Origin of the sequence: Streptoverticillium reticulum (assembly GCF_047456005.1) — a bacterium.
Classification (GTDB): domain Bacteria; phylum Actinomycetota; class Actinomycetes; order Streptomycetales; family Streptomycetaceae; genus Streptomyces; species Streptomyces reticulum.
In genome coordinates this window covers 2,050,425-2,069,428 of sequence record NZ_CP179755.1, presented here as the reverse complement: position 1 = coordinate 2,069,428, position 19,004 = coordinate 2,050,425, and the positions used below count along the sequence as shown (strand labels likewise).

The 19,004-nt window shown below is 71.9% G+C and carries 19 protein-coding genes; 11 read left to right on the top strand and 8 right to left on the bottom strand.

The window, feature by feature from the left end:
- The first annotated feature begins 16 nt into the window (after nt 1-16).
- The gene (locus ACMATS_RS09300; protein ID WP_414167623.1) at nt 17-1,345 is read left to right on the top strand and encodes a nucleobase:cation symporter-2 family protein; all 1,329 of its coding nucleotides are present in this window, start codon (nt 17-19) and stop codon (nt 1,343-1,345) included.
- 172 nt (nt 1,346-1,517) lie between these two features.
- A complete protein-coding gene (locus tag ACMATS_RS09295) occupies nt 1,518-3,020 on the top strand; it encodes a YfcC family protein (RefSeq protein ID WP_414167622.1) in 1,503 nt (500 codons plus the stop codon).
- Nucleotides 3,021-3,112: 92 nt separating this feature from the next.
- Here the strand turns inward: ACMATS_RS09295 and ACMATS_RS09290 are convergent, their stop codons facing one another.
- From ACMATS_RS09290 to ACMATS_RS09280, 3 genes are all read right to left on the bottom strand, one after another.
- The gene (locus tag ACMATS_RS09290; RefSeq protein ID WP_414167621.1) at nt 3,113-4,738 is read right to left on the bottom strand and encodes a class I adenylate-forming enzyme family protein; all 1,626 of its coding nucleotides are present in this window, start codon (nt 4,736-4,738) and stop codon (nt 3,113-3,115) included.
- A 141-nt stretch (nt 4,739-4,879) separates the two neighbouring features.
- Nucleotides 4,880-6,475, bottom strand: coding sequence for a malate synthase A (aceB, locus tag ACMATS_RS09285; RefSeq protein WP_414167620.1), 1,596 nt, complete (start codon nt 6,473-6,475; stop codon nt 4,880-4,882).
- An 89-nt stretch (nt 6,476-6,564) separates the two neighbouring features.
- Nucleotides 6,565-7,215 (bottom strand): nucleotidyltransferase family protein, encoded by a 651-nt coding sequence (locus tag ACMATS_RS09280; RefSeq protein WP_414167619.1) that lies wholly within the window; start codon nt 7,213-7,215, stop codon nt 6,565-6,567.
- Nucleotides 7,216-7,372: 157 nt separating this feature from the next.
- Here ACMATS_RS09280 and ACMATS_RS09275 point away from each other — a divergent pair, with 157 nt between their 5' ends.
- Nucleotides 7,373-7,723: a DUF5955 family protein gene (locus tag ACMATS_RS09275; protein WP_414167618.1), complete on the top strand. Its 351-nt coding sequence runs from the start codon at nt 7,373-7,375 to the stop codon at nt 7,721-7,723.
- Nucleotides 7,724-7,952: 229 nt separating this feature from the next.
- Here ACMATS_RS09275 and ACMATS_RS09270 read toward each other — a convergent pair whose 3' ends face one another.
- The gene (locus ACMATS_RS09270; RefSeq protein WP_414167617.1) at nt 7,953-8,729 is read right to left on the bottom strand and encodes an IclR family transcriptional regulator; all 777 of its coding nucleotides are present in this window, start codon (nt 8,727-8,729) and stop codon (nt 7,953-7,955) included.
- A 153-nt stretch (nt 8,730-8,882) separates the two neighbouring features.
- On the opposite strand from ACMATS_RS09270, the gene allB reads away from it, so the two are divergent.
- A complete protein-coding gene (allB, locus tag ACMATS_RS09265) occupies nt 8,883-10,229 on the top strand; it encodes an allantoinase AllB (RefSeq protein ID WP_414167616.1) in 1,347 nt (448 codons plus the stop codon).
- A complete protein-coding gene (gene alc, locus ACMATS_RS09260) occupies nt 10,226-11,380 on the top strand; it encodes an allantoicase (RefSeq protein ID WP_414167615.1) in 1,155 nt (384 codons plus the stop codon). The genes allB and alc overlap by 4 nt, the downstream gene beginning before the upstream one ends.
- On the opposite strand, the gene ACMATS_RS09255 is transcribed toward alc, so the two are convergent.
- From ACMATS_RS09255 to ACMATS_RS09240, 4 genes are read right to left on the bottom strand one after another with little or no spacing between them, the layout of a single operon-like run.
- Nucleotides 11,352-11,888 (bottom strand): GNAT family N-acetyltransferase, encoded by a 537-nt coding sequence (locus tag ACMATS_RS09255; protein WP_390778142.1) that lies wholly within the window; start codon nt 11,886-11,888, stop codon nt 11,352-11,354. The genes alc and ACMATS_RS09255 overlap by 29 nt on opposite strands.
- A 13-nt stretch (nt 11,889-11,901) precedes the next feature.
- The gene (locus tag ACMATS_RS09250) at nt 11,902-12,582 is read right to left on the bottom strand and encodes a transcriptional regulator (RefSeq protein ID WP_390778141.1); all 681 of its coding nucleotides are present in this window, start codon (nt 12,580-12,582) and stop codon (nt 11,902-11,904) included.
- Between the two features lie 24 nt (nt 12,583-12,606).
- Nucleotides 12,607-12,747 carry a DUF6126 family protein gene (locus ACMATS_RS09245; protein WP_336414867.1) on the bottom strand — a complete coding sequence of 47 codons (141 nt, stop codon included), beginning with the start codon at nt 12,745-12,747 and terminating at the stop codon, nt 12,607-12,609.
- The gene (locus ACMATS_RS09240; RefSeq protein ID WP_390778140.1) at nt 12,744-13,358 is read right to left on the bottom strand and encodes a helix-turn-helix domain-containing protein; all 615 of its coding nucleotides are present in this window, start codon (nt 13,356-13,358) and stop codon (nt 12,744-12,746) included. The genes ACMATS_RS09245 and ACMATS_RS09240 overlap by 4 nt, the downstream gene beginning before the upstream one ends.
- Nucleotides 13,359-13,512: 154 nt before the next feature.
- Here ACMATS_RS09240 and ACMATS_RS09235 point away from each other — a divergent pair, with 154 nt between their 5' ends.
- The 6 genes from ACMATS_RS09235 (at nt 13,513) to ACMATS_RS09210 (ending at nt 18,906) form a co-directional block, all read left to right on the top strand.
- Entirely contained in the window at nt 13,513-13,941 is a 429-nt protein-coding gene (locus ACMATS_RS09235; RefSeq protein ID WP_414167614.1) for a ribonuclease domain-containing protein, read from the top strand.
- 371 nt (nt 13,942-14,312) lie between these two features.
- Nucleotides 14,313-14,954, top strand: coding sequence for a bifunctional 4-hydroxy-2-oxoglutarate aldolase/2-dehydro-3-deoxy-phosphogluconate aldolase (locus tag ACMATS_RS09230; RefSeq protein WP_390778138.1), 642 nt, complete (start codon nt 14,313-14,315; stop codon nt 14,952-14,954).
- Between the two features lie 118 nt (nt 14,955-15,072).
- Entirely contained in the window at nt 15,073-15,819 is a 747-nt protein-coding gene (locus ACMATS_RS09225; protein ID WP_390778137.1) for a GntR family transcriptional regulator, read from the top strand.
- Between the two features lie 218 nt (nt 15,820-16,037).
- The gene (locus ACMATS_RS09220) at nt 16,038-17,048 is read left to right on the top strand and encodes a sugar ABC transporter substrate-binding protein (protein WP_390778136.1); all 1,011 of its coding nucleotides are present in this window, start codon (nt 16,038-16,040) and stop codon (nt 17,046-17,048) included.
- Nucleotides 17,045-18,085, top strand: coding sequence for an ABC transporter permease (locus tag ACMATS_RS09215; RefSeq protein WP_390778135.1), 1,041 nt, complete (start codon nt 17,045-17,047; stop codon nt 18,083-18,085). The genes ACMATS_RS09220 and ACMATS_RS09215 overlap by 4 nt, the downstream gene beginning before the upstream one ends.
- A complete protein-coding gene (locus ACMATS_RS09210) occupies nt 18,082-18,906 on the top strand; it encodes an ATP-binding cassette domain-containing protein (RefSeq protein ID WP_390778134.1) in 825 nt (274 codons plus the stop codon). The genes ACMATS_RS09215 and ACMATS_RS09210 overlap by 4 nt, the downstream gene beginning before the upstream one ends.
- The last annotated feature ends 98 nt before the right edge of the window (nt 18,907-19,004 follow it).

Here is a 19,004-nt window from a genome sequence, read left to right as displayed (position 1 = left end):
GACAGGAGGAACTGCCGTGGCCGCTGTGTCCAGTGGCGTCCACCCCGTGGACCGGCTGCCGGGGCCCGGCAGACTGCTCGCCAGTGGCCTGCAGCACGTCGCCGCCAGCTACGCGGGGGTGGTGGCGCCGCCGCTGGTGATCGGCGCCGCCGTCGGGCTCCGCCCGGCCGAGCTCACGTTCCTGGTGGGCGCGAGCCTCTTCACGGCCGGGCTGGCCACGCTGCTCCAGACGATCGGCTTCTGGAAGGTCGGGGCGAGGCTGCCGTTCGTGAACGGCGTCTCGTTCGCCGGTGTCGCGCCGATGCTGGCGATCGCCGACGGCCAGGCGGACCGGAGCACTGCGCTGCCCGTCATCTACGGGGGCGTCATCGTGGCCGGCGTGCTGGGCTTCGTGCTGGCTCCGTACTTCTGCAGACTCGTCCGCTTCTTCCCTCCGGTCGTCAGCGGGTCCGTCATCACGCTGATCGGCATGTCGCTCCTTCCGGTCGCCTTCGAATGGATCCAGAACGGGCATCCCGAGCGTCCGGCGTCGATGACCGATCTCGCCCTGGCGGGAACGACGTTGGTGATCGTGCTGGCACTGCGGCGGCTGTTGCGGGGTTTCCTGCAGCAGATCGCGATCCTGCTGGGCATGGTGGCCGGAACCCTGATCGCGGTACCGGCCGGTGCCGTCGACACGACAGCCGTGAGGGAAGCGGCGGTGGTGGGCTTCCCCGCCCCCTTCCACTTCGGGCACCCACAGTTCACGCTGCCGGCGATCGTCTCGATGTGCGTGCTGATGCTGGTGTCCATGACGGAGAGCACGGCCGACATGCTCGCCCTCGGCGAGGTCGTCGAACGCCCCGCGGACGAGAAGGTGATCGCGGCCGGCCTGCGGGCGGACACCCTCGGCACGGCGCTGAGCCCCTTCTTCAACGGCTTTGCGAACAGCGCGTTCGCGCAGAACATCGGCCTCGTCGCCATCACCCGCGTACGCAGCCGGTACACCGTCGCCGCGTGCGGGGTCCTCTTCGTCCTCCTCGGGCTGAGCCCGGTCGCCGCGTCGCTGATCGCGGTGGTGCCGCGGCCGGTGCTGGGCGGCGCGGCCATCGTGCTGTTCGGCTCGGTGGCGGCGAGCGGGGTGGGGGTGCTGGCGCGGGCCGGACTCGAGAAGGGGGAGGGCCTGCTGGTGGCGGCGGTGTCGCTCGGGGTGGGCCTGATTCCGGTGGTGTCCCGGGACTTCTACGGCGCCAGTGCGATCCCTGCGACCCTGAGGACCATCCTGAATTCGGGTGTGAGCGCGGGATGCCTCACGGCGGTGGTGCTGAATGCGGTGCTCAACCGGCATACGGATCGTCGCCCTTGACGCGGTCGGCGGAGGGCCCGGCGGGGCAGGCCCCGGCCTCCCGGCGGTGCAGGAACGCCGGGAGGCGCTGCCCGGTGCGCCGTCTGTGGTTGCTCGCGCAGTTCCCCGCGCCTGCCCCTTACGGGGCGCGGCAGCCTCATAATCTTGGGCAAATCTGCGCAAAATGAGCACCGTGACCCACCCACCTGAAGGCCACAAGCCCCGTTTCGCCTTCCCCAGTGCCCTCACCGTGCTCGCCGTCGTCACCGTCGCCGTCTGGGCGTTGGCCTTCGTCGTCCCCTCCGGCATCTACCGGCGCAACCCCGCGGGTCATCCGGTCCAGGGCAGTTACCACCACGAGGCCGCCCCCGGCGGCTTCCTCCACCGCCTCGGCGACCTCTTCCTCGCCCCCGTCAACGGGCTCTACGGAGTACGGGACCCGGTCACCGGCCGGATCGCGCCCGACGCCACCGGCACGCTCTACGGCAGCGCGGGCGTCTTTCTTTTCGTCCTCGCGATCGGCGCGTTCATCACCGTCGTCTTCGCCACCGGGGCCCTGGACCGCGGCATCGAGCGGCTCGCCCACCGGCTGCGCCACCGCGGGGCGCTGCTGATCGCCGGGATCATGACCGTCTTCTCCCTCCTCGGCACCGTCGAGGGCTTCGCCGAGGAGACGCTGGGCTTCTACGGGCTGGTCGTGCCCCTGATGCTCGCGCTCGGCTACGACCGCATGGTCGCGACCGGCACGATCATCCTCGGGGCGGGCGTCGGCGTGCTCGCCTCCACCGTCAACCCCTTCGCCACGGGCGTCGCCTCCTCGGCCGCCGGGATCTCGCTCGGCGACGGCATCGGGCTGCGCTTCGCGATGTGGCTCGTCCTGACGGGCGTCACCATCGGCCACGTCATCCGCTACGCGCACCGGGTACGGGCCGACCCGGGCCGCTCGCTGGTCGGCTTCCTGCCCGGCGACCGGGAGTTGGCCGCCGAGGCGATGGAGCCGCCGGAGCTGACGGGGCTGCAGAAGGCCGTGCTCGTGACGGTCGCCCTGGTCTTCGCCTTCATGATCTTCTCGGTGATCCCCTGGTCCACGGCTCTCACCGGCAAGGCCGAGGCCGCCCCCTACGGCTGGGAACTCGGCTGGTCCTTCGCGCAGTTGGCGGCGCTGTTCATCGTTGCGGCCGTGCTCGTCGGGCTCGTCGCCCGCCTCGGCGAGCAGCGGCTGAGCGCCGCGGTCGTCCAGGGCGCGGCCGACTTCATCGCACCGGCCCTGGTGATCGTCCTGGCGCGCGGCGTCACCGTCATCATGACCAACGCCAAGATCATCGACACGGTGCTGCACTCCATGGAGGGCATCGTCTCGGGCACCCCCGCCGTGGCCTTCGGCATCCTGATCTACCTGGTGAACCTGCCGCTGGCCTTCCTCATCCCCTCCACCTCCGGCCACGCCACGCTGGCGATGCCGATTCTCGCTCCGCTCGCGGAGTTCGCCGGCGTGGCGCGGCCGGTGGTGGTGACGGCTTGGCAGTCGGCCAGTGGGTGGATGAACCTGTGGGTACCGACCACTGCCGTGGTGGTGGGCGGGGTGTCCCTGGCCAAGGTGGGCTACGACCGATATCTGCGGTTCATTTGGCCGCTGTTGCTCATTCTGGCTGTGCTCATCTGCGGGTTCGTCGCGCTGGGCGCGGTCGTGAGCTAGGCGGTTTCGTTTGGATCGGTTGGTCGCCGGTCCGCCGCCCTTTCCGCCCTTTCCCGGTGAAAGGGCGGAAAGGGCGGAAGGCCGAGGTGAACCTACGGCGTGCGCAAGGCCCCGCTCGTCCACGCGGCGCGCAGCGCCTTCTTGTCCACCTTGCCCACCTTGGTCGTCGGCAGCCGATCCATCAGCACCGTCTCCCGTGGCGTGTACAGCTCGCCCAACTCGGCGGTCACCGCCGCGCCGACCGCCTCCGGGTCGACGTCAGCGCCCTCGGCCGTGGCCAGGAAGATCTGCACGGCCTCCCCGTACTCCTCGTCCGGCATTCCCACCGCCGCCGCATTGCGCACACCGGGCAGCGTGAGGAGGAAGTCCTCCAGCACCCTCGAGTACACGTTGTCGCTGGTGCTGCCGGTGACGATGATGTCCTTGGCCCGGTCGACGAGGTAGAGGTACCCCTCGGCGTCGAGGTACCCCAGGTCCCCGGTGCGCAGCCAGCCGTCGTGCAGTGCCGCCGCGGTGCGCTCCGGGTCCTCGAAGTAGCCCAGCATCACCGTCTCGCCGCGGACGCACACCTCGCCGACCTGCCCGACGGGCAGTGCCGCTGTGCTCTCCTCACCACGGATCTCGATCTCGGCATCCCTTATGGCGCGACCGCAGCTGCGCCAGAGCTCGGGGCGCCGGGCTGCCTCCGAGGCGAGTTCCTCTGCACCGAAGGCGCTGATTCCGAGCGCCTCCGACTGCCCGTAGCCCTGGCTGAGCACGGGCCCGAACACCTCGACCGTCTGCTGCAGCCGGCTGGGCGACGTGGCCGCGCCGCCGACGACGATCCCCCGCAGCGCGGGCAGGGCGCCCGGCTTGCACTCCGGGTGGTCGAGCACCGCGTAGAGCATGGGCGGTACGAACATCGTCGCGGTGATGCGCTCCTCGCGCAGCACCGCCAACGCCGCGCCCGCTTCGAATTCGGGCAGCACGACGAGGGTGGACCCCGTCACCAGAGCCTGGAGCGAGGTGAGGTGACCGCTGCCGTGCGTGAGCAGCGTGGCGACGAGCACCCTGTCCGTGCCCTCGTCCATGGTCGGGAAGAGCGTGGAGCCGGAGTCCTGCCGGGCGTCATCCACCAGGTCCAGCAGCATGTTGTAGAGCCGGTGGCTGTGCGCGGCCAGCTTGGGCCGGCCCAGGGTGCCGCCGGTGTAGAGGACGGTGACGGTCTCGTCCGCTCCCGGAGCGGGCACGCCCTCCGGGCGCACGTCCGGGCACTCGGCAGCCAGGGCCAGCAGGTCCGTGCACTGCTGCTCACAGGGCCCGAGGCTGAGCAATACGGGGGCGTGGATGCTGCGGCCGGCCGCGTCGGCGGCCCGTTGCGCGAAGGTCGGGTCGGTGACCACGACGCGCGCCCGGGACTGCTCGACCAGCGCGGCGAGTTCGCCGGGCCCTGGCTCGGGCGGCAGGAACACGACGCGACAGCCGATGAGATGGACGGCGAGTTGCACGAGCACGGAGTCCACGCGGTTGGCCAGAAACAGCCCCACTCCGTCGCCGGGCGCGAGCCCCTGCCGGCGCAGCGCATGACCCAGCCTGAACAGCTGCCGCCGAGCCTCCCGCCTGGTCAGTCGCTGCGCCCCCTGGACGAGCGCCTCGGCTTCGTCGTCCAGGTTCCAATGCTCCAGAATGCGGTCGATGTATATCCGCGGCCCGGATGTTTCCTGTGCATTAACGATCACCAACACATCCAAACATGCCGTTCGGAGGCAGTGGCAGCACGGGGTCATCTGCGAGGCGACCTTTGAGACATGAACGGCGCCTCGCCGACGGACACTGTGCCCCGCGCGACAGCACGGCCCGGGTGTACGGGGTGCGGCCCCTTACTCCAGCAGCTCGTACGCCGGCAGCGTCAGGAACTCCGCGTAGTCCTCGTCCAACGCCACCTTCAGCAGCAGGTCGTGGGCCTCCTGCCAGCGGCCCGGCTCGTCGATCGCCGTCAGTTCCGCCGCGGCGAGGCGGCGGACCAGCTCCGCGGTGACCTTCTCGCCCGTGTCCAGCACGACCCCGGCATTCACCCACTGCCAGATCTGGGAGCGCGAGATCTCCGCAGTGGCCGCGTCCTCCATGAGGTGGAAGATGGCGACGGCGCCGTGGCCGCGCAGCCAGGACTCGATGTAACGGATGCCGACCTGGACGGCGTTGAGCAGACCGGCGTGCGTCGGCCTGGCGGTCAGCGAGTCCACGGCGATCAGCTGATCCGCCGTCACCTGGACGTCCTCGCGCAGCCGGTCCTTCTGGTGCGGACGGTCGCCGAGGACGGCGTCGAAGGAGGCCCGGGCCACCGGGACCAGGTCGGGGTGGGCGACCCAGGAGCCGTCGAAGCCGTCGGCCGCCTCCCGGTTCTTGTCGGCCCTGACCTTCTCCAGGGCGATCTCGTTGACCTCGGGATCCTTGCGCGAGGGGATGAAGGCCGCCATGCCGCCGACGGCGTGCGCGCCGCGCTTGTGGCAGGTGCGGACGAGGAGTTCGGTGTACGCGCGCATGAACGGCGCGGTCATGGTGACGGCGTTGCGGTCCGGCAGGACGAACCTCTCCCCGCCGTCGCGGAAGTTCTTCACGATCGAGAAGAGGTAGTCCCAGCGGCCCGCGTTGAGGCCCGAGGCGTGGTCGCGCAGCTCGTGGAGGATCTCCTCCATCTCGTAGGCCGCGGTGATCGTCTCGATGAGGACGGTGGCGCGGACCGTGCCGTGCGGCAGGCCCGTCCAGTCCTGGGCGAAGACGAACACGTCGTTCCACAGCCGGGCTTCGAGGTGCGACTCGGTCTTGGGGAGGTAGAAGTAGGGGCCCTTGCCCAGCTCCAGCAGGCGCCGGGCGTTGTGGAAGAAGTAGAGGCCGAAGTCGACGAGGGCGCCGGGCACGGGCCGGCCGTCGACGGTCAGGTGGCGCTCGTCCAGGTGCCAGCCGCGCGGGCGCATCACGACGGTGGCGAGCTCCTCGGCGGGCCGGAGGGCGTAGGACTTGCCCTCGGGCGTGGTGAAGTCGATGCGGCGCTCGTAGGCGTCGATCAGGTTGAGCTGGCCCAGGACCACGTTCTGCCAGGTGGGGGCGGAGGCGTCCTCGAAGTCGGCGAGCCACACGCGGGCACCGGAGTTGAGGGCGTTGACGGTCATCCTGCGGTCGTCGGCCGGCCCGGTGATCTCCACGCGCCGGTCCTCCAGGGCGGCGGGTGCCGGGGCCACGCGCCAGGTGGGGTCCTCGCGGATGCGGGCGGTCTCGGGGAGGAAGTCCAGCCGGCCGGTGCGGGCGATCTCCGCGCGGCGCGCGGCCCGTCGGCCGAGCAGCTCGTCGCGGCGCCCGGTGAAGCGACGGTGCAGGCCGGCGACGAAGGCGAGCGCCGCATCGGTCAGCACCTCCTCCTGACGCTCCACGGGCGGCCCTTGGACGACGGCCGGTGCGGAGGATGCTGCTGCGGACATGGCGGTCAACTCCTTCAACTGGCGGGAGGCAGCGGGAGGTTCCCCGGGATGGCACGCGATGCCGTGCCGATCTTTGGACAGTAGTTTCCTCATGGTGGAAGTTCAATGCCGCCTGCCGTGAGCCGCGCCAGATCCTCGGGGGTGTCGAGGTCGTCCGGCGCGGCCACGTCACCGCACTCGACCAGCACGACGTCCGCGGCATGCGCCCGCAGATACGCCCGCGCCCCCTGGTCGCCGCGGGCCGCAGCCGCCACGCCCGCCCAGTGCTCCCGCGCGAACAGCACCGGGTGCCCCCGCTCGCCCTCGTAGGCCGCCGCCGCCAGGCCCGCCCCGGCGCTGTGCGCGGCCAGCACTCGCGCCACCGCCTCCGGGCCGATGCCGGGCTGGTCCACCAGCATCACCAGGACGGCGCCGGTGCCCGGCACGGCGGCGAGCGACTCCAGACCCGCCCGCAGCGAGGAACCCATGCCCGCCGCCCAGCCGGGGTGCTCCACGAGGACCGTCCCCGGCGCGAGCGGACGGATCCGCTCGCGCACCTCCGCGGCCCCCGCGCCCAGCACGGCGTGCACCGGGGAACAGCCGCCCGCGCGCAGCACCTCCAGGGCGTGCCCGGCCAGCAGACCGCCTCGGTACCTCAGTAGGGCTTTGGGCCGGCCGCCCAGGCGCCGTCCGCCGCCGGCCGCCAGCAGCAGACCGGCGACCGAAGGCCCGTGTGCAGGAGGGTTCTTGGAGTTGCTCATGGTTCCTGCATACCCCACGGCCGGGCGCCTGTGCGCCGGACGCCAGTTCGTCACCCGCACGGGAACGCGCGGCCTGAATTTCGCTGTGCGTGTGGCGCGTCGCACAGAAAGTGGCGTTAACTGATCCGCGCGGACGGGCCGTGGGAGGGGGAGAGTCGTGACGGAAGGCGCCGTAGTGGTGGAAGAGGAGCGAACGGGTCATTCCGGCCGTAATCCGGACCCCAGAGCGGCCGTGCTGTGCGCCGCCGTCTCCCGGCTGCGCAAGGCCCTTGCCGGGCACCCCGCCGCTTTACCCGACCGGGAGGCCGCCGACGACGAACTGGCCGCGCTGGACGCGATGGCGCGGGCGGGCGAGCCGGATGTTTCGCGGTTGCGGAGTGCCCTGTTGCTGGTGGCCGGTGCGGTCGGCTCGGTGAGCGCGCTTGCCGGGGCGCTCGGCGAGGTTCGTGCGGCGGTGGACAGTTTCGACGAGACGTCTGTGGTGCCTCAGCCCCGCGAGGGGGCCTAGCGCCCCGAAGGGGCGCGGGGAACTGCGCGAGCAACCACGACGCGCCTGCAGCCGAGGTCCCCGGGGCTGCGCCCCGGACCCCTGGGGTGGTGCGTCGGCTGCGGGCCGGTGGGGGCTGGCCGCGCAGTTCCTCCCCCAGCTACCGCTGGGAGGTGCCCCCAGCGCCCCTGACGGGGCGCCTGGTCGCGCCCACGCGGCGGAGCCGCACATCGACACAGCCCCGCGCCCCTTACGGCGCGCAGAGTTCCGTCGACAACTCTGCCGCCGCCCGCTTCAGCAACGGCACTATCCTCTCCGTCGCCGCATCCGTCACCCGCCCCGCCGGGCCCGAGACGGAGACGGCCGCCGCCGTCGGGGAGTCCGGCACCGGTACCGCCAGGCAACGTACCCCGATCTCCTGCTCGTTGTCGTCCACCGCGAAACCCGTCTCGCGCACCAGCGCCAGCGCCGTCAGGAAGGCCTCGGGCGTGGTGATCGTCTTCTCGGTCGCGGCCGGCATCCCCGTGCGCTTCAGCAGGGCGCGCACCTCGTCATCCGAACACTGCGCGAGCAGCGCCTTGCCGACGCCCGTGGTGTGCGGCAGCACCCGCCGGCCGACCTCGGTGAACATCCGCACCGAGTGCCGCGAGGGCACCTGGGCGACGTAGACGACCTCGTCCCCGTCCAGCAGCGCCATGTTGGCCGTCTCGCCCGTCTCCTCGACCAGCCGCGCGAGGTGCGGGCGGGCCCAGGTGCCGAGCAGCCGGGAGGAGCTCTCGCCGAGGCGGATCAGCCGGGGGCCCAGCGCGTAGCGGCGGTTGGGCTGCTGGCGCACGTAGCCGCAGGCGACGAGGGTGCGCATCAGGCGGTGGATGGTGGGCAGCGGAAGCCCGCTGCTCGTGGAGAGTTCGCTCAGCCCGACTTCGCCGCCCGCGTCGGCCATCCGCTCCAACAGGTCGAAGGCGCGCTCCAGCGACTGGACGCCGCCGGTCGGCGAGGCGGTTCGGGACTCGGCGGGCGAGGGCACGGTGCGGTCCTTCCGTGACGGCAGTGGGAGCAGCCTACCGGTGTACGGAAGGGGTCTTGACGGGGTCGGGCCACCGCAGAAGACTGCGGGCCACCCGCGTATCAACACTATGTTGAAGCGCGGGCCCGGTCGGCGGATCGAGGAGGGGGCGTCATGCCCGCGGTGGAGCTGTTGCTGCGCTCGACGAGAGTGGTCACCCCGGACGGCACCCGCCCCGCGTCCGTCGCCGTCGCGGACGGGCGGATCGCCGCCGTGCTGCCGTACACGGCCGAACTCCCGCCCGGGGCAGTCCGCGAGGACCTCGGCGACGACGTCCTGCTGCCCGGCCTCGTCGACACCCACGTGCACGTCAACGACCCCGGCCGCACCGAGTGGGAGGGTTTTCGCAGCGCCACCCGCGCCGCGGCCGCCGGGGGCGTCACCACGCTCGTGGACATGCCCCTCAACAGTCTGCCGCCCACCACCACCGTGGCGCACCTGCGCGTCAAGCAGGCCGTGGCGGAGCAGGCGGTGCACGTCGACGTCGGCTTCTGGGGCGGGGCCGTGCCCGGCAACACCGGCGACCTGCAACCCCTGCACGCCGCCGGGGTCTTCGGCTTCAAGTGCTTCCTCTCGCCCTCCGGCGTCGAGGAGTTCCCGCCGCTCGGCCGCAGCCAACTGGAGGCCGCAGCCGCCCGGATCGCCGAGTTCGGCGGACTGCTGATCGTGCACGCCGAGGACCCGGACCGGCTCTCCGCCGCACCGCAGCGCGGCGGCCCGCGCTACGCCGACTTCCTCGCCTCCCGTCCGCGGTCCGCCGAGAACGCCGCCGTGACCGCCGTCGTCGACGTGGCCCGGCGCTTCGGCACGCGCGTGCACGTCCTGCACCTGTCCTCCGCGGACGCCCTGCCCGTCATCGCCGCCGCCAAGGCCGAGGGCCTGCCCGTCAGCGCCGAGACCTGCCCGCACTTCCTGACCCTGACCGCGGAGGAAGTGCCCGACGGGGCCACGGAGTTCAAGTGCTGCCCACCCATCCGGGAGGCGGCCAACCAGGACGCGCTGTGGGCGGGGCTCGCCGCCGGGACCGTCGACTGCGTCGTCTCCGACCACTCGCCCTGCACCACCGTCCTCAAGTTCCCCGACTTCGGCGCCGCGTGGGGTGGCATCTCCTCCCTCCAGCTCGGGCTGCCCGCCGTCTGGACCGCGGCCCGGCGGCGCGGGCACACCCTCGACGACGTGGCCCGCTGGATGTCCGCCGCCCCGGCCGCCCTCGCCGGACTGGCCCGCAAGGGCGCCGTCGAGGCGGGCCGCGACGCCGACTTCGCCGTCCTCGCCCCCGACGGGACCTTCACCGTCGACCCGGCCGCACTCCACCACCGCAACCAGGTCACCGCCTACGCGGGCCGCACCCTGCACGGCGTCGTGCGGTCCACCTGGCTGCGCGGCCGGAAGATCGCCGACCACGGCACCCCCACCGAGCCCACCGGCCGACTCCTGGAGAGGCAGCACACGGACAGATGAGCGACACAAGTGACATAGCCGAAACCGCCGGCGTCCCGCCGCAGTTCACCGGACCCGCCCGTCCCTACCCCGGTGGCGACCCCTACGCCGACTACCGCACCGCCCCTTTCGCCTTCGACGTCCTCCCCGACCTCGCCGACCGGCAGCTGGGCGGCGCCGTGACCGCCGCCAACGACGAGTTCTTCGCCGACCGCGAGAACCTGCTCGCCCCCGGGCCCGCCCGCTTCGACCCCGAACTCTTCGGCCACAAGGGCAAGATCATGGACGGCTGGGAGACCCGCCGCCGCCGGGGCACCGCCGCCGTCCCGCACCCGGCCGCCGACGACCACGACTGGGCGCTCGTCCGCCTCGGGGTGCCCGGCGTCGTCCACGGCATCGTCGTCGACACCGCCCACTTCCGCGGCAACCACCCGGAATCCGTCGCCGTCGAGGCCACGATGCTGCCGGGCACCCCCTCCCCGGAGGAGCTGCTGGCCCCCGACGTGCCGTGGGCGACCCTCGTGCCGCGCACCCCCGTGGGCGGCCACGCCGCCAACGGCTTCGCCGTCGCCGTCCGCGAGCGCTTCACCCACCTGCGGCTCGCCCAGTACCCCGACGGCGGCATCGCCCGGCTGCGGGTGCACGGCGAGCCGGCCCCCGACCTCGCCTGGCTGGGCGCGCTCGGCACCTTCGACCTCGCCGCACTCGAGAACGGCGGCCACGTCGAGGACTCCTCCGACCGCTTCTTCTCCTCCGCCCTCAACTCCATCCATCCGGGCCGCTCCCTGCGGATGGACGGTGGCTGGGAGACCCGCCGCCGCCGCGACTCCGGCCACGACTGGGTGCGGTACCGGCTCACCGGCCAGGCGACCCTGCGCGCCGTCGAGATCGACACCGGCTGCTACAAGGGCAACGCCCCCGGCTGGGCCGACCTCCACGCCCTGGACGCCACCACCGGCGCCGACCCCGCCGACCGCACCGCCGGCTGGACCCCCTTGCTGCCCCGCACCCGCCTCCAGCCCGACACCGTCCACCGCTTCCTGCTCGACGGCGCCCCGACGGCCACGCACGTCCGCATCGACATCCATCCCGACGGGGGCGTCGCCCGGCTGCGCGTGCACGGCTCCCTGACGGGGGAGGGGCTCAAGCGGAAGCCAGGGGCCGGCTCATGAACAGGGCCGTCTCGCCCTCGGAGACGGTGCCGGTGTAGAGCGTGGTGTCCAGCCCGGCGAACGTGAACCCCATCTTCCGGTAGGCCCGGACCGCCGGGGCGTTGACGCTGGTGACCTCCAACCAGGCGGTGCGGGCGCCCAGTTCGCGGCCGCGGGCGAGGGCCCGGTCCATCAGGCCGCGGCCGATGCCCCGGCCGCGGTGGGCGGGGGAGACCCGCAGGTCGGCGATGTGGAGACGGCGGTTCCAGTCCTGGTACGCCACGGTGATCGCGCCACACAGCTCGGCGCCGTCGTACGCGGCCACGACCTCCGCGCCGTCCTCGCGCTCCTCGCCCTCGTCCGGATACTCCTTGAGCAGCGGCGGGTCCACCGGCGTCTCGCGCAGGGCGAACCCGTCGGCGTGGGCGGTCACTTCGAGGACGGCGCCGGTGACGAAGGAGTTGTCGAGGGCGTCGACGGCGGCCAGCGCCTCGGTGTCGTCAGCAGAAATTGCACGGTATATCGGCATGGGCACCTGTCTATCACCACGGCCACCCCGCGGCGGACACCCCGTCCAGGCTGTCCCAGAACATCAACTCGTAGGCCTGAAGCAGCCGTCCGTGCCGGCGGGCCAGCAGCTCCGAGAACGTGCCGTCCTCCAGCCCCGACTGCACCGCCGCGAGCGCCAGCGCCTCGCCCTCCGGGTCGGGCCCGGCGAAGAGGTCGAAGAAGCCGCAGGCCGCGTCGTCGAAGCCGTAGTGGGCGCGCAGGGCCCGGCTCATCGTGGCGCAGTAGCCGCCCCACGCGGCGAAGTTGGCGGTGAGCGCGACCACGACGTCGGCCGGCTCGGCGCCCAGGGCCAGCGAGGCCACGTACGCCGGGTAGGCCTGGCAGCCGGCCTGCGGCTCGTAGGCCCGTACCGCCTTGTCGTCCAGGCCGCAGGCGGCCGTCAGCGCACCCAGGCGGTCCAGCGCGGCGGTCTCGCCCCCGGCGAGGTGCGTGAAGAAGCCCGCGACGGCCGGGCGGTCCGCGGACCGGGCCGCGAGGTGCGCGAAGCTGCGCCGGTCACCCGTGATGATGTGATGCTGTTCCAGCGCGAAGGCGGAGACCGCCTCCCGGGGCGCGGTGCCCGCGGCGATCCGCGGGACGAGCCGGTTCGCCGCGGTGTCCGGTGCCAGCTCCTGCACCGCCTGCGCGAGGACTTCCTGGGCTGTACGGGCCATGGCGCCAGGTTAGGGCGCGCCCGGTCACTTCGCCCCGGCAAGCCAGAAGATGAGGAAGAAGAAGGCGACGATGAAGTGGACGGCGACGAGGTAGATGAACACCCGGATCGTCATCCCCATGGGTGCCCGGTCCTCTTCCACGTACTGCTTGACGTTGTCGCTCACGGCATTCCCCTCCGGGTCGGTGCGGTGTCGCCCAGGCACAGCCCGGCGGCGCCGCTCTGCATCAGCGTGTGCATGAACAGCAGGTCCACCCCGCCCTGCCCGACGGCGGCGATGCGGTGCGGGGTGAGGGAGTCGAAGTGGGCGGCGTCGCCGGGGCCGAGCTCGTGCACGGTCTCGCCGAGCGTCAGCCGCATCCGGCCCCGGGTGACGTAGAGCCATTCCTCGCCCGGGTGCACCCGGACCAGCTGCTCCTGGCTGCCCCGGCCCTGCGGCACGTGCAGCCGCAGGGCCTGCATCGCCCGCCCGGAACCCCCGGCCCGCCAGTACGTCCAGCCGCCGGCCTGCTGCGCCTCCATGCGGTCGGCCCGTACGATCGGATCGGACTCGGGCGGCACCTCGCCCAGCAGGTCGGAGACGGTCGTGCCGTACGTCCGCGCGAGTGCGAGGAGCATCGGCAGCGACGGCGTCCGGTGACCGGTCTCCAGCCGGGAGAGGTGCGCGGGCGAGAGCCCGGCCCGGGCGGCCGCGGCCTCCAGCGTCAGCCCGCTGCGGGTGCGCAGGGCGCGCAGCTGCGGGGCGACGAGGGGGAGCGGTTCGGGCGGCTGGCTCATGCCTCCGGTATATCCCCGCTTTACCTCCCGGACAAAAACTTTTGCCTTGGAGGCAAAGATTCCTTCGTGTACGCGTCACACCTGGTGAACATCAGGAAAACATCAAGATCACGCCATTGACATGGCACGGTCACCGGCCGCCATGCTGTCGGACATGACAACCCCCCATCGCTTCGCCCGCATCGGCGCGCTCGCGGCCCTGTCCTCCGTCCTGCTGCTCGGCACGCCCGCCGTCGCCGCCCCGCACACCGTCGCCGTGGCCGCGGTCGCGAGCGTGCAGTCCGCCGACGTGCAGTCCGTCGGCGACGTCTGCTACTCGCAGCTGCCGTCGCAGGCCCACGACACCCTGAACCTCATCGACCAGGGCGGCCCCTTCCCGTACCCGCGGGACGGGATCGTCTTCTCCAACCGCGAGGGCGCGCTCCCGCAGCAGGCCAGCGGCTACTACCACGAGTACACGGTCATCACCCCGGGCGCCCCGACCCGCGGCACCAAGCGCATCATCACCGGACAGGGCGACCACGAGGACTACTACACCGCGGACCACTACGCGAGCTTCGCCCAGGTCGACTGGACCTGCTGAGCAACCCGCCCTGCGGGAGGGCCCGTCACCGTTCCACGGTGGCGGGCCCCGCCTTTTCCCGGTTCCCCGGCAGGGGGCGCGCGCCGGCACGGCCGCGCGACGCCCGCTGCGGCGGGCGGGGGCGGGCGCGCTCCCCTTTTCGCGCCTTCACGCGACCCATGCCGCCCGTCCGGGGCCGATTGTCGGTGCCTCCCGTTAACGTTTCGGTAGAGCGGCGTTCCGGGGAGGGGGCGTGGTGTCCATGGCATCGACGATCGTGCACGAAGTTCCGCAGCGGAGGCGGTGGTCGACCGCCTGACGCCCGTCCCGGCCCATGAGCCCCGCCTGTCGACAACACACGCCATGTACACCGAGAAGGGCGGCGAACTGCCGTGTACCGCTGGGAGATCACCCGAGCCGCACTCGCGCAGCGAGTCCTCGCCGTCGTCCGCGGCGACAGCTACGACCAGGCCGCGGTCACGGCGGGCACCCTGATCTCCGCGGGGGTCACCAGCCTGGAGATATCCCTCACCACGCCCTTCGCGCTGGAGGCCGTCACCACACTGGCCCGGGAGGTCGGCGACGAGGGCCTGATCGGCGCCGGCGCGGTGCTGGACGCGGCCTCGGCCCGGATGGCCATCGACGCGGGCGCCTGCTTCCTCTCCTCGCCCATCCTCGACCACGAGGTCATCAGCACCGGCCACCGCTACGGCATCCCGGTCTTCCCCGGCGTCGCGACGCCGACGGAGATCGTCCGGGCGCTGGAGATGGGGGCCGACGCGGTCAAGCTCTTCCCGTCGCCCTCGCCGCACCCGGACTGGGTCAAGGACCTCCGGGCCGAACTGCCGCAGGCGGCACTGGTGGTGAGCGGCGGGGGAGTTTCGGTCGACAGCGCGCCGGAGTGGATCGCCGCAGGAGCGGTGGCCTGCGCCCTGGGTGCGGACCTGGCCGAGGGCGACCGCGACTCGGTGGCCAAGCGCGTGGGCGAACTGCTGGGGAGGCTGGCGGAGGTGGATCCGTACGGCGAGCTGTGACGGTGGCCGCGCCTCGTAAGGGGTGCGGGGCGGTTGCCTCACCCGCCGCCGACCGATATGTCCGAACAACCGAACGTCCGGACTTCCCGTCAACAGGCGGCCCGGCTACGCTCCCTCCGTGGCGAAGCAACCCCTCCAATTCACCCTCGACCGCACCAGCCCCGTCCCCCTCTACTTCCAGCTGTCCCAACAGCTGGAAGCCGCCATCGAGCAGGGCGTGCTCGCCCCCGGCAGTCTCCTCGGCAACGAGATCGAGCTGGCCGGGCGCCTCGGCCTGTCCCGGCCCACGGTCCGCCAGGCCATCCAGTCGCTGGTGGACAAGGGCCTGCTCGTACGCCGCCGAGGCGTGGGCACCCAGGTCGTGCACAGCCAGGTCAAGCGCCCGCTGGAGCTGAGCAGCCTCTACGACGACCTGGAGGCGGCGGGCCAGAAGCCCGCCACCCGCGTGCTGCGCCAGGGTGTCGAGCCCGCAACGGCGCAGGTCGCCGCGGCCCTCGGCGTGCCGGAGGGCGCCGAGGTCCACTACGTCGAGCGGCTGCGCCTGGCCCACGGCGAGCCCATGGCCCACCTGCGCAACCACCTCCCCGTCGGCCTGCTCGACCTCGGCGCGGACACGCTCGCGGAGACCGGCCTTTACCGCCTCATGCGCACCGCAGGCATCACCCTGCACAGCGCCCGCCAGACGATCGGCGCCCGCGCCGCCACGGCCGAGGAGGCCCGGCTACTCGCCGAGCCCGAGGGCGCCCCGCTGCTGACGATGGAGCGGACCACCTTCGACGACACGGGCCGCGCGGTGGAGTTCGGCTCCCACCTCTACCGGGCCTCGCGCTACTCCTTCGACTTCCAGCTGCTGGCCCGCCCGTAGCAGGCGGCCAGGCTTGTCCCGTCGTAAGAATGTTCTGACAAAGTCTTGACGCGGTGTGGCGTCCGCCACTAGAACTCCACCCACACGGCACAGCCCGGTACGTACCGCCGACGCCCCGGCCGACAGCGGTGACGGATGGTGACGGATACTTGGGCGGTTGGGCCTGCACGATCGGGGTCCGGCCGCACCGTGACAGACAGTGGGAAGGGCAAGTCCTCGTGGCAAGGGTTCGGACAGGCGTACGCGCGCTGAGCGTGGTGCTGGCAACGGTGCTCGGCGCCACTCTGGCGGGGTGCAGCAGTACGGGCGGCAAGCGCGCGGAGGAGCGGGCCAAGGCGGCCGCCCAGGGGCACGCTGCGGTCGACACGCCCCGGTGGACCTTCGCGATGGTCACCCACTCGGGTGATGGCGACACGTTCTGGGACATCGTCCAGAACGGTGCGAAGCAGGCGGCGGTCAAGGACAACATCAAATTCCTCTACGCCCATGACGTGGAGGGCAACAAACAGGCCCAGGACGTCCAGGCCATGATCGACCAGAAGGTCGACGGCCTGATCGTCACCCTCGCCAAGCCCGACGCGATGAAGGACGTCGTGGCCAAGGCAAAGGCGGCCGGAATCCCGGTGATCACCGTGAACTCGGGCTCCGAGGAGTCCAAGGCCTTCGGTGCGCTCACCCACATCGGCCAGGACGAGACCATCGCGGGCGAGGCCGTCGGCGACGAGCTCAACAAGCGCGGCAAGAAGAAGGCCGTCTGCGTCCTGCACGAACAGGGCAACGTCGGCCACGAGCAGCGCTGCGCCGGCGTGCAGAAGACCTTCAAGGGCGACCTGCAGAACCTCTACGTCGAGGGCACCAACATGCCCAACGTGCAGTCGTCCATCGAGGCCAAGCTCCAGTCCGACAAGGACATCGACGCCGTGGTCACCCTCGGCGCCCCCTTCGCGCCCACCGCGGTCAAGGCCGCCCAGCAGGCCGGCAGCAAGGCCGAGGTCGACACCTTCGACCTCAACGCCAAGGTCGCCGACGCCCTCCAGGACGGCTCCCTCGGCTTCGCCGTGGACCAGCAGCCGTACCTCCAGGGCTACCAGGCGGTCGACCTGCTGTGGCTGTACAAGTACAACGCCGACGTCCTCGGCGGCGGCCGGCCGGTGCTGACCGGCCCGCAGATCATCACCAAGGACGACGCGAAGGCCCTGGCCGACTACACGAAGCGGGGCACCCGATGAGCGCAGCAGCCCCGGCGGAGGCCGACGAACGCCTGGTGCGCCAGAGCTGGCTGCGCCATGTGATGGGCCGCCCCGAACTGGGCGCGGTCGTCGGTGCCGCGGCCGTCTTCCTCTTCTTCTCGTTCGTCGCCGAAAGCTTCCTGCAGGCGTCGAGCCTCTCCACGGTCCTCTACGCCTCGTCGACGATCGGCATCATGGCCGTGCCCGTCGCGCTGCTGATGATCGGCGGCGAGTTCGACCTGTCGACCGGTGTCATGGTCACCAGCTCGGCGCTGATCTCGTCGATGTTCAGCTACCAGATGACGGCCAACGTCTGGGTCGGCGTGGGGGTCTCGCTGCTGGCGACCCTCGCGATCGGCTTCTTCAACGGCTTCATGCTGACCCGTACCAAGCTGCCCAGCTTCATCATCACGCTCGGCACCTTCCTGATGCTCACGGGTCTCAACCTCGGCTTCACCAAGCTCATCAGCGGCACCGTGTCCACCAAGACCATCGGTGACATGGAGGGCTTCGAGTCGGCCCGGGCCGTCTTCGCCTCCCACCTGACCCTCGGCGGCGTGGACCTGCAGGTCACCATCCTGTGGTGGTTCGGCCTGGTGGCCCTGGCCACCTGGGTGCTGCTGCGCACCCGCGTCGGCAACTGGATCTTCGCGGTCGGCGGCGGCTCCGACGCGGCCCGCGCGGTCGGCGTCCCGGTCAACAAGACCAAGATCGGCCTGTACATGGGCGTGGCCTTCTGCGCCTGGATCTCGGGCCAGCACCTGCTGATGTCCTACGACGTCGTGCAGTCCGGCGAGGGCGTGGGCAACGAGTTCCTCTACATCATCGCGGCCGTCATCGGCGGCTGTCTGATGACCGGCGGCTACGGCTCGGCGTTCGGGTCCGCGGTCGGTGCGTTCATCTTCGGCATGACCAGCAAGGGCATCGTCTACGCGCAGTGGAACCCGGACTGGTTCAAGTTCTTCCTGGGCGCCATGCTGCTGCTGGCCACCCTGCTGAACGCATGGGTCCGCAAGCGGGCGGAGGCGAGCAAATGACCGCGCTGGTCAGGCTCACGGACGTGAGCAAGTACTACGGCAACATCCGCGCCCTGGAGGGCGTCTCCCTGGAGGTGCACGCGGGGGAGATCACCTGTGTGCTGGGCGACAACGGCGCGGGCAAGTCCACCCTCATCAAGATCATCGCGGGGCTGCACCAGCACGACGCGGGCACCTTCGAGATCGAGGGCGAGGAGAGCCGCCTCGGCTCCCCGCGCGAGGCGCTGGACCGCGGCATCGCCACGGTCTACCAGGACCTCGCCGTGGTTCCCCTGATGCCGGTGTGGCGGAACTTCTTCCTGGGCTCGGAGCCGACCAAGGGCCGCGGTCCCTTCAAGCGCCTCGACGTCCAGCAGATGCGTGAGACCACCCGCGCGGAGCTGCTGCGCATGGGCATCGACCTGCGCGACGTCGACCAGCCCATCGGCACCCTCTCCGGCGGCGAGCGGCAGTGCGTGGCCATCGCCCGGGCCGTCTACTTCGGCGCGAAGGTCCTGGTGCTGGACGAGCCCACGGCCGCGCTCGGCGTCAAGCAGTCCGGCGTCGTCCTCAAGTACGTCGCGTCCGCCCGGGACGCGGGCCTGGGCGTGGTCCTGATCACGCACAACCCGCACCACGCCTACCTCGTCGGCGACCGCTTCGTGCTGCTCAAGCGCGGCGCGATGGCCGGCAGCCACACCAAGTCCGGGATCGCCCTGGACGAGCTGACCCGCCAGATGGCGGGCGGCAGCGAGCTGGACCAGCTCAGCCACGAGCTGGAGCGGGCCCCGGGCCCCGACGTGATCGGCGGGAAGAAGGTCGACACGGACCCGGCCGGCTGACCGCCGGGCCGGCGCGGCGGGGGCGGGACGGGGCGACCGTCCCGCCCCCGCCGTTGTGCACCGCCCACCCCCGGTGAGGCACAATCGGCGACGACCAC

Bases quoted from the DNA above. Each gene is read 5' to 3' on its own strand.
- ACMATS_RS09250 (WP_390778141.1), bottom strand. From the start codon at position 12,582: ATGGCCCGTACAGCCCAGGAAGTCCTCGCGCAGGCGGTGCAGGAGCTG.
- ACMATS_RS09280 (WP_414167619.1), bottom strand. From the start codon at position 7,215: ATGAGCAACTCCAAGAACCCTCCTGCACACGGGCCTTCGGTCGCCGGT.
- alc (WP_414167615.1), top strand. From the start codon at position 10,226: ATGAGCGACACAAGTGACATAGCCGAAACCGCCGGCGTCCCGCCGCAG.
- allB (WP_414167616.1), top strand. From the start codon at position 8,883: ATGCCCGCGGTGGAGCTGTTGCTGCGCTCGACGAGAGTGGTCACCCCG.
- ACMATS_RS09215 (WP_390778135.1), top strand. From the start codon at position 17,045: ATGAGCGCAGCAGCCCCGGCGGAGGCCGACGAACGCCTGGTGCGCCAG.
- ACMATS_RS09210 (WP_390778134.1), top strand. From the start codon at position 18,082: ATGACCGCGCTGGTCAGGCTCACGGACGTGAGCAAGTACTACGGCAAC.
- ACMATS_RS09240 (WP_390778140.1), bottom strand. From the start codon at position 13,358: ATGAGCCAGCCGCCCGAACCGCTCCCCCTCGTCGCCCCGCAGCTGCGC.
- aceB (WP_414167620.1), bottom strand. From the start codon at position 6,475: ATGTCCGCAGCAGCATCCTCCGCACCGGCCGTCGTCCAAGGGCCGCCC.
- ACMATS_RS09235 (WP_414167614.1), top strand. From the start codon at position 13,513: ATGACAACCCCCCATCGCTTCGCCCGCATCGGCGCGCTCGCGGCCCTG.
- ACMATS_RS09255 (WP_390778142.1), bottom strand. From the start codon at position 11,888: ATGCCGATATACCGTGCAATTTCTGCTGACGACACCGAGGCGCTGGCC.